This window comes from Streptomyces sp. NPDC002853 (genome assembly GCF_053591915.1).
This window is the reverse complement of sequence record NZ_JBSFUS010000009.1, coordinates 390,421-401,906: the sequence shown is the minus strand read 5'-3', so window position 1 is coordinate 401,906 and position 11,486 is coordinate 390,421. Positions and strand designations below refer to the sequence as shown.

Below are 11,486 nucleotides of genomic sequence, written 5' to 3'. Positions count from 1 at the left end.
GCCGGGGCGCCTCCCGGCTTCGGGGTGCTGCGCCGGACTCCGTCCGTCGGTGGGTCGGACGGGATGGCGGTTGCCGGGGCTCGGCAAAGCCTCAGGCGCCCTCCACCGGCGGCAGGACCTTCTTCGTGCACCCCTCGCGGCGCTCGGCGCCGGGGCGCCTCCCGGCTTCGGGGTGCTGCGCCGGACTCCGTCCGTCGGTGGGTCGGACGGGATGGCGGTTGCCGGGGCTCGGCAAAGCCTCAGGCCCCCTCCACCGGCGTCCCCGTCTGCTGCATCTCGTCCGCGTGCTCGCCCGTGACCAGGTAGACGACCCTCTTGGCGACCGACACCGCGTGGTCGGCGAAGCGCTCGTAGTAGCGGCCGAGCAGCGTCACGTCCACGGCCGTCTCGATGCCGTGCTTCCAGCGGTCGTCCATCAGGTGCTGGAAGAGCGTGCGGTGCAGCAGGTCCATCTCGTCGTCGTCCTGCTCCAGCTGGAGCGCCAGGTCGACGTCCTTCGTGATGATGACCTCGGCTGCCTTGGCCATGAGGCGCTGCGCGAGCTGCCCCATCTCCAGGATCGTCGCGTGCAGGTCCTGCGGAACGGCCGACGCCGGGAAGCGCAGGCGGGTCAGCTTGCCGACGTGCTGGGCGAGGTCGCCCGAACGCTCCAGGTCGGCGCTCATCCGCAGCGAGGTCACGACGATGCGCAGGTCGGTGGCGACCGGCTGCTGCCGTGCGAGGAGGGCTATCGCGCGCGCCTCCAGCTCGTGCTGCAGATCGTCCACCTTCTGGTCGGCGGCGATCACGCTCTCCGCCATCTTCAGGTCGGCGTCGAGCATGGCCGTCGTGGCGCGCCCGATCGCGGACCCGACAAGGCGGGCCATCTCGACCAGGCCTTCGCCGATCGAGTCAAGTTCCTCGTGGTACGCGTCCCGCATGTGGATGTCCCTCTCTAGTACGTCCCGGGGGGTGACCCCCACGCTCCCACGGTGCGGCCCCCACGCGTCCGTTTCCGGCATCCCGAATGAACCGCCCCTGTCACCGAGGTGAACTGTGGGCGACGCGCGGTGCGCTCCCCGGAACCGCACCCGCAAGGCCCGGAGCAACCCGTTCGGCCGAAGTGAACCAACACCGTCCCCTCGGTGAACTCTGGGCGACGAGTGTTCGAGCGGGCACCCGGATGGCTGGGGCAGGTGCTCATCCGGCGCATAACCTGGGGGCATGGACGTGAACGCGGCGGTTGCCGCAGCGGCAGCGATCGCCGGGGTGTGCACCGGCGTCATCGCCATGCTGGCGTTCCGCTGGAGCGAGCGCGACCTGAAACGCCCCACCCGGACCTCCCTGCACACCGACCCCGTACTGCCACCCGGCGTCGACACGGTGCTCTCCGTGCTCCGCTCGTCCGCCGTCGTCCTCGACGAGGCGGACAGCGTCGTCAAGGCCAGCTCGGCCGCGTACGCACTCGGCCTGGTCCGCGGCGGCAAGCTCGCCGTCGAGCCCATGCTCCAGATGGCACGCGACACCCGGCGTGACGGCGAGATACGCCAGGTCGAGCTGGACCTGCCGCGCCGTGGCACCGGCCGTGGCGAGGCCCTGGCCGTCTCCGCACGCGTGGCCCCCCTCGGCTCCCGCCTGGTCCTGCTCCTGGTGGAGGACCTCACGGAGGCCCGCCGCATCGAGGCCGTACGGCGCGACTTCGTCGCCAACGTGAGCCACGAGCTGAAGACCCCGGTCGGCGCACTCTCCCTGCTCTCCGAGGCCGTCATGGACGCCTCCGACGACCCCGAGGCCGTCGAGCGCTTCGCGGGCCGCATGCAGATCGAGGCGACCCGCCTGACCAACCTCGTGCAGGAGCTCATCGACCTCTCCCGGGTCCAGAACGACGACCCCCTGGAGGACGCCGAACCCGTCCGTGTCGACGAACTGGTGGCGGAGGCGATCGACCGCAGCCGTCACCAGGCCTCCCACAAACAGATCACCATGGCCGCAGGCGGCACCGCCGACCTGCAGATATGGGGCAACCGCGGCCAGCTGGCGGCGGCACTCGGCAACCTCGTCGAGAACGCCGTGAACTACTCGCCCGCACGCACCCGGGTGGGCGTCGCCGCCCGCCGGGTCAGCGCACCAGGGGGAGACCTCATCGAGGTGGCCGTCACCGACCAGGGGATCGGCATCTCCGACAAGGACAAGGAGCGCATCTTCGAGCGCTTCTACCGAGTGGACCCGGCCCGCTCCCGGGCCACCGGCGGCACCGGCCTCGGCCTCGCCATCGTCAAACACGTGGCCGCCTCGCACGGCGGGGAGGTCACCGTGTGGAGCTCCGAGGGACAGGGCTCCACCTTCACCCTGCGGCTGCCCGAAGCAGCCGCTGCCCGCGACCGCGGATCCGGTCACGGCGGAGACGGCAGCGAAGCCGACACCGCACGGCCCGACGAGACCACTGCGTACGAACCCATTCCTGCCCCGGAGGTCCTTCCGTGACCCGAGTGCTCGTCGTCGAGGACGAGGAATCCTTCAGCGACGCCCTGTCCTACATGCTCCGCAAAGAGGGCTTCGAGGTCGCCATCGCGGCCACCGGGCCCGACGGACTCGACGAGTTCGAGCGCAACGGCGCCGACCTCGTCCTGCTCGACCTGATGCTGCCGGGCCTGCCCGGCACGGAGGTCTGCCGTCAGCTGCGCGGCCGCTCCAACGTCCCGGTGATCATGGTCACCGCCAAGGACAGCGAGATCGACAAGGTGGTCGGCCTGGAAATAGGAGCCGACGACTACGTCACCAAGCCCTTCTCCTCCCGCGAACTCGTGGCCCGCATCCGCGCGGTCCTGCGCCGCCGCGGCGAGCCCGAGGAGGTCGCACCGCAGGCCCTGGAGGCGGGCCCGGTCCGCATGGACGTGGACCGTCACGTGGTCACCGTCTCCGGCTCCAAGGTCGACCTGCCCCTCAAGGAGTTCGACCTCCTGGAGATGCTCCTGCGCAACGCGGGCCGCGTCCTGACCCGCATGCAGCTCATCGACCGCGTCTGGGGCGCGGACTACGTGGGGGACACCAAGACCCTCGACGTCCACGTCAAGCGCCTGCGCGCCAAGATCGAACCGGACCCGGGAGCCCCGCGCTACCTGGTGACGGTGCGCGGCCTCGGCTACAAGTTCGAGCCGTAAACAGCCCCTCAGCAGACACGAGGAAGGGCGGGAACCCGGTGTCGGGTTCCCGCCCTTTCCTTTGTACGCCGGGGCGTACGTACGTCGATCAGTGCTCGGCGGCGTCGCCCGCGCCGTGCGACTGCGTGCCGCCCTCGGCCGGCTGCGATGCCGCGCCGGACGGCTCGGTGTTCGCGCCATCGGCGGGCGTGCCCGAGGGGTTCGTGGAGGGTGAGCCCGACGGGTCGGCCGACGTGCTGCCGGACGGCTTCTCGGACGGCTTGGAGCCCGGGGCCTCGGGAACCTCGGCCGGGCCCCACTTCTTGAAGTAGCTCTCGGCCGGCACGACGAAGGTCTTCATCTTCACGTCGCCGGTCTTGCTGAAGGCGAAGGTGACCGGCTGCGCGTCGCCGTCCTTGACGGCCTCACGGCTGCTGGGCAGGACCGCGGAGGCGTTGTCCTTGCCGCCGATGATGACCGAGCCGCCGGCGGGGATGGTCAGACCGCCCCGCTGGGAGGTCTTGTCGTCCTTGGCCGGCGTGATCTTGGCCTTCTTGCCGGTGCCGTCGACCGCGATCTCCGTCAGCTTCTGGTCGGTGCTGCCGTTGTTGAAGATCGTGGCGGCGATCACCGCGGGACCCGTCGACTTCAGGTCGGGCTGGGTGATCACCATGGCGTTCTGGATCTTGATGTCGCCGACGGCGGTCGCGGCGTTGTCCGGCTTGATCTCGTGTGTCTGGGCGTTGTTACCGGCGCCGCACGCGGCGAGCGACGCGAGCGAGAACGCGATGGCGGTGGCGGCAATGGCGCCACGTCGAAGGCTGCGGCTCACGGCGGCGGCAACTCCTTGAACGAGGGCGGTACGGGAGGGGCGGGCGGCTCAGAAGCCGTCCTAAGTGTGTGTCAGCGGGCTTAGGTTACCGAGCCGTTCCCGTGCCACCGCACCCGACCCGCCCCTACGGGTGGTGAGCCGCTCTCCCGTGGCTCGTGCGGCGACGCACGCGCCCCTGGCGTCACGTCCGTGCCATTGGCATCTCGTCCACCATTCACTTAAGTGCCGTCAAGAGACATCGGCGCTGGTCCTGCGGATTTCCGGTAAGGAATGCATGGCGGTCCCGGGAAGTCCGGGGAAGTCCGGGGAATTGATCACCGGGATCGCTTGATCAATTCCGGATTTCCGTCGAACACGGGATCGCACCTCTCTCCGGTCGCCGAACGGAGTAGCGGAAGTTCACCGTTCGGAACCCGGCAAACCGGGACGTTCAGCCTCGTGGAGCGCTCTCGGAGGGGGTGTGACGGGCGTGTTTCCGCTTCCCCGAAGAGCCGCTCCCACCTGCGAATACCTCGCTCCACAAGCCCTTCGCAGCACGTTCCTGTTGCTGTTGTCAAGCCCCGAGATATGCCCTGACCTGCGAAAACGCCATTCAGAAGAGGCGATTCTCGTGTTAGGATGGATAGCCACGGAAGGGGTACCTGTCACATGACGTTCAAGGTTGGCGACACCGTGGTCTATCCCCATCACGGGGCCGCGCTGATCGAGGCCATTGAGACTCGCCAGATCAAAGGCGTGGACAAGACCTACTTGGTGCTGAAGGTCGCCCAGGGCGACCTGACGGTACGTGTGCCTGCGGACAATGCGGAGTTCGTCGGCGTGCGTGATGTGGTCGGTCAGGACGGGCTCGACCGGGTCTTCGAAGTACTGCGCGCGCCGTACGCCGAAGAGCCGACGAACTGGTCCCGTCGCTACAAGGCAAATCTCGAGAAGCTCGCCTCTGGCGATGTCATCAAGGTCGCGGAAGTCGTGCGTGACCTGTGGCGTCGTGAGCGTGAGCGCGGACTGTCCGCGGGTGAGAAGCGCATGCTCGCCAAGGCTCGCCAGATCCTGGTGAGCGAGCTCGCCCTCGCGGAGAACACGAACGAGGACAAGGCCGAGGCCCTGCTTGACGAGGTCCTCGCGTCCTGATCGCGTCCTGACATACGCATACGTCTTGGCGCCATGAAATGCCGCGGTGCCCGCTGACCCTCAATGGTGTCGCCGGGCGCTGCGGCATGTTCGTACCCAGACCTGCCCAGCTTGGACCTGCCCAGCCTGCTCAGGCGTAATCCTTGAATTCCTGACGTTCCGTACTCGCGTCGTACTTGGTGCTGCTTGGTGTGCCGGGCAGCCGACTCGACCAGATGTCACGGAAGGGTCCGGTCAAGGCTCGCGCCCGGCACTCTGCCAAGGCCATACCCAGCCCCGCCGAGCACACAAACCTGAACGGAAGCGATGTCTGAGGAATCCCGCACCGCGGTCGTGATCCCCGCCGCCGGACGCGGCGTACGGCTCGGCCCGGGCGCCCCCAAGGCGCTCCGCGCGCTGAACGGCACGCCCATGCTCATCCACGCCGTACGGGCCATGGCCGCCTCCCGCGCCGTCTCGCTCGTCGTCGTCGTGGCCCCGCCGGAGGGCGCCGCCGAGGTCAAGACCCTCCTGGCCGACCACGCACTGCCCGAGCGCACCGACTTCGTCGTGGTCCCCGGCGGCGACACCCGCCAGGAGTCCGTGAAGCTCGGCCTCGACGCCCTGCCGGACGGCATCGGCGTCGTCCTCGTGCACGACGCGGCCCGCCCGCTTGTGCCCGTCGACACCGTCGACGGCGTCATCGAGGCCGTCCGCGACGGAGCCCCGGCCGTGGTCCCCGCGCTGCCCCTGACCGACACCGTCAAGCAGGTCGAGCCGGCTGAGCCGGCTGAGCCCGGAGCGCCCGAGCCCGTGGTGGCCACGCCCGAGCGCGCCAGCCTGCGCGCCGTGCAGACCCCGCAGGGCTTCGACCGCGACACCCTCGTCCGTGCCCACGAGACGGTCACCGACAACGTCACGGACGACGCCAGCATGGTCGAGCAGCTCGGCCTGCGGGTCGTCGTCGTGCCCGGCCACGAAGAGGCGTTCAAGGTCACGCGGCCCCTGGACCTCGTCCTCGCCGAGGCCGTGCTCGCCCGCAGGAGGGCCAACGATGGCTTCTGAGCAGCAGCCGCGCGTGACGCTCCCGCAGGTCGGCATCGGCACCGACGTGCACGCCTTCGAAGAAGGACGCGAGCTGTGGTGCGCCGGACTCCTCTGGGAGGGCGAGAGCGCGGGCCTCGCCGGCCACTCGGACGGTGACGTCGCCGCGCACGCCGCCTGCGACGCCCTCTTCTCCGCCGCCGGCATCGGCGACCTCGGCGCGCACTTCGGCACCGGCAGACCCGAATGGTCCGGCGCCTCCGGTGTGACGCTGCTCGCCGAGGCGGCCAGGATCGTGCGCGCCGAAGGCTTCGAGATCGGCAACGTCGCCGTCCAGGTCATCGGCGTACGCCCCAAGGTCGGCAAGCGGCGTGACGAGGCGCAGAAGACCCTGACAGCCGCCGTCGGCGCCCCCGTCGCCGTGTCCGGCACGACCACCGACGGCCTCGGCCTCACCGGCCGCGCCGAGGGCCTCGCCGCCATCGCGACGGCACTGGTCGTGCGGACGGGCTGACCGGCGCACGGGTGACGGGGGAATATCGGTACGGCACACCGACAGCGGAACAGCGACAGTCACCGACGTACGAGAGAGGCGCCCCTATGTCCGCCGAACTGTCCGACAAGCTCAAGGCCCTGCTCGACACCCCCGTCTTCGTCTCCGTCGCCACGATCCAGCCCGACGGCAGCCCCCAGGTCTCACCGGTCTGGGTGAAGCGCGACGGCGACGACCTGCTCTTCTCCACCACGCTCAACCGCCGCAAGGAGAAGAACCTGCGCCGCGACCCGCGCGTGACGGTGCTCCTGCAGCCCTTCGACGCCCCGTACACCTACGCCGAGATCCGCGGCGAGGCGACGATGACCACCGAGGGCGGGCAGGAGCTCATCGACGAGTTGGCGCTGAAGTACACCGGCCTGAAGTACGCGGAGTTCAACTCGGCCTCCGCGAAGGACGACACCCGCGTCGTCGTCCGCGTCACCCCGCGCAAGGTCGTCGGCAGGATCTGACGGCCCCTCGCGCACCCGCGCATGTCACAGTTCCGTGCCCTGTTGACCCGGGAGGTCACAGGGCACTGTCCTTGGACCACTACCCTGGAGTGGTGACGATTCGCCTGTACGACACCAGCGCCCGGCAGATCCGAGACTTCAGCCCGCTCAACGACGGTTGTGTCTCGATCTACCTGTGCGGCGCGACGGTGCAGGCGGCCCCGCACATCGGCCACATCCGGTCGGGGCTCAACTTCGACATCATGCGCCGCTGGTTCGCCCACCGCGGGTACGACGTCACCTTCATCCGGAACGTCACGGACATCGACGACAAGATCATCCGGAAGTCGGCCGAGCAGGGCCGCCCGTGGTGGTCGATCGGGTACGAGAACGAGCGCGCCTTCAACAACGGCTACGACGTCCTCGGCTGCCTCCCGCCCACCTACGAGCCGCGCGCCACCGGACACATCACCGAGATGGTCGAGATGATGCGCGGCCTGATCGAGCGCGGCCACGCGTACGAGTCGGACGGCAACGTCTACTTCGACGTGAAGTCCTACCCGGGCTACCTGGAGCTGTCCAACCAGGAGCTCGACAACCTCCTGCAGCCCGAGAGCGAGGGCGAGACCGGCAAGCGCGACGCGCGTGACTTCGCCATGTGGAAGCGCGCCAAGGAAGGGGAGCCCAGCTGGGAGACCCCCTGGGGCCGCGGCCGTCCGGGCTGGCACCTGGAGTGCTCGGCGATGGCCCACAAGTACCTCGGCCGTGAGTTCGACATCCACGGCGGCGGCATCGACCTGATCTTCCCGCACCACGAGAACGAGATCGCGCAGGCCAAGGCCTTCGGCGACGTGTTCGCGCGGTACTGGGTGCACAACGGCTGGGTCACCATGAGCGGCGAGAAGATGTCCAAGTCGCTCGGCAACTCGGTCCTCGTGTCCGAGATGGTCAAGAAGTGGCGCCCGATCGTCCTGCGCTACTACCTGGGCACCCCGCACTACCGCTCGATGATCGAGTACAGCGAGGAGGCCCTGCGCGAGGCCGAGTCCGCGTTCGCGCGGATCGAGGGCTTCGTGCAGCGCGTGGTGGAGAAGGCCGGGGGCGTCGTGGAGCCCGCCACCGACGTGCCGCCCGCCTTCGCCGACGCGATGGACGACGACCTCGGCGTCCCGCAGGCCCTCGCGATCGTGCACACGACGGTCCGGCAGGGCAACTCAGCCCTGGCCGCCGACGACAAGGAAGCCGCGGTGGAGCGGCTCGCCGAGGTGCGCGCCATGCTGGGCGTGCTCGGCCTCGACCCGCTCGACCCGCACTGGGCCGGCGAGGGCGACCGCGGCGAGGATCTGCACGGGGTCGTCGACACCCTCGTCCGTCTCGTGCTCCAGCAGCGGGAGGCGGCGCGCGGCCGCAAGGACTGGGCCACCGCCGACGCCATCCGCGACCAGCTCAACCAGTCCGGCCTCGTCATCGAGGACAGCCCGGCCGGACCGCGGTGGACTCTCGGCCCGCGCTGAGCGTCTGACCTCGCGATGTGCCGCCCGGCGACCCGGGCGGCACACTTCATATACGTACGCAGTCACGCAGTGGGCCGTCACGCAGAACGCGGACAGCCGCACGCATCACAGAGACAGGTAGGTCATGGCCGCTAACAACCGCCGCATGTCCGGCAAGAAGGGCGCGCAGGTCGGCAGCGGCGGGAACCGGCGCCGCGGCCTTGAGGGCAAGGGCCCGACGCCGCCCGCCGAGGCGCGCAAGGGACACAAGAAGAACCGCATCGCCAACGCCGCGGCCAAGAAGGCCGGCGGCGGCCCCGGCGGCGGCCGCCGTCCCGCACCCGTGAAGGGCCGCGGCAAGGGCACCTCCGAGATGGTCGTCGGCCGCAACTCGGTCGTCGAGGCGCTGCGCGAGGGCGTGCCCGCCTCGATGCTCTACGTCCAGCAGTTCATCGACAACGACGAGCGCGTCCGCGAGGCGCTGCAGATCGCCGGTGAGCGCGGCGGCATCCACCTCATGGAGGCCCCGCGCCCCGAGCTGGACCGCATGACCAACGGGCTCAACCACCAGGGCCTCGTGCTCCAGGTGCCGCCCTACGAGTACGCGCACCCCGAGGAGCTCGCCGCCGCCGCGTACGACCAGGGCGAGGACCCGCTGATCGTCGCGCTCGACGGCGTGACGGACCCGCGCAACCTGGGCGCCGTGGTGCGTTCCGCCTCCGCCTTCGGCGGGCACGGCGTCGTCGTCCCCGAGCGGCGTGCCGCCGGGATGACCGCGGGCGCCTGGAAGACGGCCGCCGGAGCCGCGGCGCGTACGCCCGTGGCGCGCGCCACGAACCTGACCCGCGTCCTGGAGGCCTACAAGAAGGCCGGGCTCGCGATCGTCGGGCTCGCGGCGGACGGCGAACACGAGGTCGGTGACCTGGAGGCGCTGTCCGGTCCCGTCGTGATCGTCATCGGCAGCGAGGGCAAGGGCCTCTCGCGTCTCGTCGGCGAGACCTGCGACTACCGCGTGCGCATCCCGATGCCGGGCGGCACGGAGTCCCTGAACGCCGGTGTCGCGGCGGGCGTCGTGCTCTACGAGGCGGCCCGGCGCCGGAGTTAGACCTGACCCAGGACGTCGGCCGGCCCGGATCATCCGGGCCGGCCGACACCCGGTGAAGATCTTGACGCGGTCCGGACATTTCCGCACGGTCAAGGCAGTGTCCTAAACACACATCACTCGGTTAGATGAGTGTGGACACCAGAACGCCCCGCAATCCCACGGGGGGAAGCTCGTCAGGGTTCGACGATGCTCCCGCGCTGAGCATGGTGAAGGTGCCGAGCGACCCGGCCCAGGTCATCGTGAACCACGCGAGTTTCCGCGTGCAGCTCCCCACCGCGCAGCGGACCCAATCCCCGCGTATCGCACGGCACTTGAGCAATGCCGACGACACCCTGCGTATCCCCGCGGCCGGCTCCGCCGCACGGCGCCGCTCGCCCGTTGTCTGGAGCGGGAAGTCCGAGCCGGGCGACCCCGGAGCCACCGGGCTGCTGCAGGCGGTGCGTGGCACCGGCCTGCGCCATTCGGCCGAAGCAGGCGGCTCCTCCTACGACGACGGAGGTGCCACGCAGGTCATCCCCCGCATCGACGTCGAAGACGACCTCGAGACCACGCAGGCCACGCCTGCCGTCATCGGTCCTCGGCACCACGACCCCGAGACCCGGCTCATCCCGCGCATGCCCATGCCGGAGAGCGACCTCGACGAACAACTCCCGTACGAAGACGACGAGTTCGACGACGACTTCGACGACACCGACGCGGGCGAACGCCAGTCCGGAAGGCGCCACGGGGCCGACCCCGTCCGGCACGCCTACTACCCCGGCCGTCGCATGAACCTCGGCGTCGTGCTGCTCCCGCTGCGCGTCTTCCTCGGATTCATCTCCATCTACGCCGGCATGGGCAAGCTCTGCGACCCCGTGTACTTCGACGGCGGCGACCGCGGCTCCATGGTCAAGTGGCTCAACTCGCTGCACCCCTGGGCGCTCGCCGAGCCGCTGCGTGACTTCGCCCTCTCGCACCCCGTGGGCGCGGGGCTCTGCATCGCCTTCCTGCAGATCATCGTCGGCGTGCTCACGGTGCTCGGGCTCTGGCAGCGGGTCGCGGCCGGCGTCGGCGTGCTCCTGTCCGCCGCGCTCATCGTCACCGTCAGCTGGAAGACCGTCCCCGCCTACGACGCGCCGGACATCATCTACCTGGCCGCCTGGTCGCCGCTGATCATCGCGGGCGCACCCGTCTACTCCGTCGACGGACGCCTGGCCGGCGAGGCCTGGCGGACGCTCGGGCCGCGCGTGCACATCTGGGAGCTGCGGCGCCGGGTGCTGCGGCGCGGCGCGCTCGTCGGGGCGCTCGTCGTCGGCCTCACGCTGCTCATCGGCTCGATGCTCGGCGGCGCGGTGCGCGACGCCGACCGCGTGACCGTGCCGGGACCCGGCGAGGCCCCGCGCAACGAACTGCCGGGCTCACCGCTCCCGGAGGAGCCCGGAAAGCAGCGGCAGCGGCAGGGCCAGTCGCAGAGCCCCACGGCCACCGGCTCCGAGGCGCCGACGCAGGGGAGTTCCGCGAGCCCCACGCAGGGCGCCACGGCGACCCCGCCGGGCGCGGCGCCCGAGACCGCGGGCGCGGCCGCCGGCCAGGGGCAGCCCAGCCAGACGCAGGGCACCACCGGTCAGGCACCGCCCCAGCAGTCCTCGCCGCAGCAGCCTCCCTCGTCCGCGACCGCCGGACCCACGTCCAGTGGTGGCAGCGGCGGCGGAGCGCCCGAGAGCGGCACGAGCGGCGGCAGCACGGGCGGTGGCGGCGGCAACGACCGCCTCGTGGGCGGCCTGCTCGGCGGCTGACCTTCCTTCCGCATACGCCGATCG

At 70.5% G+C, this 11,486-nt stretch carries 11 protein-coding genes; 9 read left to right on the top strand and 2 right to left on the bottom strand.

Annotation, left to right across the window (positions count from 1 at the left end; genetic code table 11):
• Positions 1-239: 239 nt before the first annotated feature.
• Positions 240-920: a phosphate signaling complex protein PhoU gene (phoU, locus tag ACWD02_RS26410; RefSeq protein WP_160510362.1), complete on the bottom strand. Its 681-nt coding sequence runs from the start codon at positions 918-920 to the stop codon at positions 240-242.
• Between the two features lie 283 nt (positions 921-1,203).
• Between phoU and ACWD02_RS26405 the strand changes: the two genes are divergently transcribed.
• Entirely contained in the window at positions 1,204-2,463 is a 1,260-nt protein-coding gene (locus tag ACWD02_RS26405; protein ID WP_451214901.1) for a sensor histidine kinase, read from the top strand.
• The gene (locus tag ACWD02_RS26400) at positions 2,460-3,140 is read left to right on the top strand and encodes a response regulator transcription factor (RefSeq protein ID WP_018527980.1); all 681 of its coding nucleotides are present in this window, start codon (positions 2,460-2,462) and stop codon (positions 3,138-3,140) included. Before ACWD02_RS26405 ends, ACWD02_RS26400 begins: the two co-directional genes overlap by 4 nt.
• A gap of 88 nt (positions 3,141-3,228) precedes the next feature.
• On the opposite strand, the gene ACWD02_RS26395 is transcribed toward ACWD02_RS26400, so the two are convergent.
• Positions 3,229-3,951, bottom strand: coding sequence for a copper chaperone PCu(A)C (locus ACWD02_RS26395; RefSeq protein WP_451214900.1), 723 nt, complete (start codon positions 3,949-3,951; stop codon positions 3,229-3,231).
• Positions 3,952-4,599: 648 nt separating this feature from the next.
• Between ACWD02_RS26395 and ACWD02_RS26390 the strand changes: the two genes are divergently transcribed.
• The 7 genes from ACWD02_RS26390 to ACWD02_RS26360 all read left to right on the top strand — a co-directional run bounded on the left by ACWD02_RS26390 (position 4,600) and on the right by ACWD02_RS26360 (position 11,462).
• On the top strand, positions 4,600-5,082 hold the full coding sequence (locus tag ACWD02_RS26390; protein ID WP_003953493.1) for a CarD family transcriptional regulator: 483 nt from the start codon (positions 4,600-4,602) through the stop codon (positions 5,080-5,082).
• Between the two features lie 306 nt (positions 5,083-5,388).
• Positions 5,389-6,126 carry a 2-C-methyl-D-erythritol 4-phosphate cytidylyltransferase gene (ispD, locus tag ACWD02_RS26385; protein ID WP_451214899.1) on the top strand — a complete coding sequence of 246 codons (738 nt, stop codon included), beginning with the start codon at positions 5,389-5,391 and terminating at the stop codon, positions 6,124-6,126.
• Positions 6,116-6,619 carry a 2-C-methyl-D-erythritol 2,4-cyclodiphosphate synthase gene (ispF, locus tag ACWD02_RS26380; RefSeq protein WP_451214898.1) on the top strand — a complete coding sequence of 168 codons (504 nt, stop codon included), beginning with the start codon at positions 6,116-6,118 and terminating at the stop codon, positions 6,617-6,619. Before ispD ends, ispF begins: the two co-directional genes overlap by 11 nt.
• Positions 6,620-6,705: 86 nt before the next feature.
• Positions 6,706-7,110: a PPOX class F420-dependent oxidoreductase gene (locus ACWD02_RS26375; protein ID WP_451214897.1), complete on the top strand. Its 405-nt coding sequence runs from the start codon at positions 6,706-6,708 to the stop codon at positions 7,108-7,110.
• 92 nt (positions 7,111-7,202) lie between these two features.
• A complete protein-coding gene (gene cysS / locus ACWD02_RS26370; RefSeq protein WP_451214896.1) occupies positions 7,203-8,603 on the top strand; it encodes a cysteine--tRNA ligase in 1,401 nt (466 codons plus the stop codon).
• Between the two features lie 124 nt (positions 8,604-8,727).
• On the top strand, positions 8,728-9,687 hold the full coding sequence (gene rlmB, locus ACWD02_RS26365; RefSeq protein ID WP_451214895.1) for a 23S rRNA (guanosine(2251)-2'-O)-methyltransferase RlmB: 960 nt from the start codon (positions 8,728-8,730) through the stop codon (positions 9,685-9,687).
• A 125-nt stretch (positions 9,688-9,812) separates the two neighbouring features.
• Complete coding sequence (locus tag ACWD02_RS26360; protein ID WP_451214894.1) at positions 9,813-11,462, top strand: DoxX family protein; 1,650 nt, start codon at positions 9,813-9,815, stop codon at positions 11,460-11,462.
• Positions 11,463-11,486 lie beyond the last annotated feature (24 nt).

What these genes read in the sequence shown, in the direction of transcription:
- phoU (WP_160510362.1), bottom strand. Translation starts at nt 920, where the DNA reads ATGCGGGACGCGTACCACGAGGAACTTGACTCGATCGGCGAAGGCCTG.
- ACWD02_RS26405 (WP_451214901.1), top strand. Translation starts at nt 1,204, where the DNA reads ATGGACGTGAACGCGGCGGTTGCCGCAGCGGCAGCGATCGCCGGGGTG.
- ACWD02_RS26390 (WP_003953493.1), top strand. Translation starts at nt 4,600, where the DNA reads ATGACGTTCAAGGTTGGCGACACCGTGGTCTATCCCCATCACGGGGCC.
- ispD (WP_451214899.1), top strand. Translation starts at nt 5,389, where the DNA reads ATGTCTGAGGAATCCCGCACCGCGGTCGTGATCCCCGCCGCCGGACGC.
- ispF (WP_451214898.1), top strand. Translation starts at nt 6,116, where the DNA reads ATGGCTTCTGAGCAGCAGCCGCGCGTGACGCTCCCGCAGGTCGGCATC.
- ACWD02_RS26375 (WP_451214897.1), top strand. Translation starts at nt 6,706, where the DNA reads ATGTCCGCCGAACTGTCCGACAAGCTCAAGGCCCTGCTCGACACCCCC.
- rlmB (WP_451214895.1), top strand. Translation starts at nt 8,728, where the DNA reads ATGGCCGCTAACAACCGCCGCATGTCCGGCAAGAAGGGCGCGCAGGTC.
- ACWD02_RS26360 (WP_451214894.1), top strand. Translation starts at nt 9,813, where the DNA reads ATGAGTGTGGACACCAGAACGCCCCGCAATCCCACGGGGGGAAGCTCG.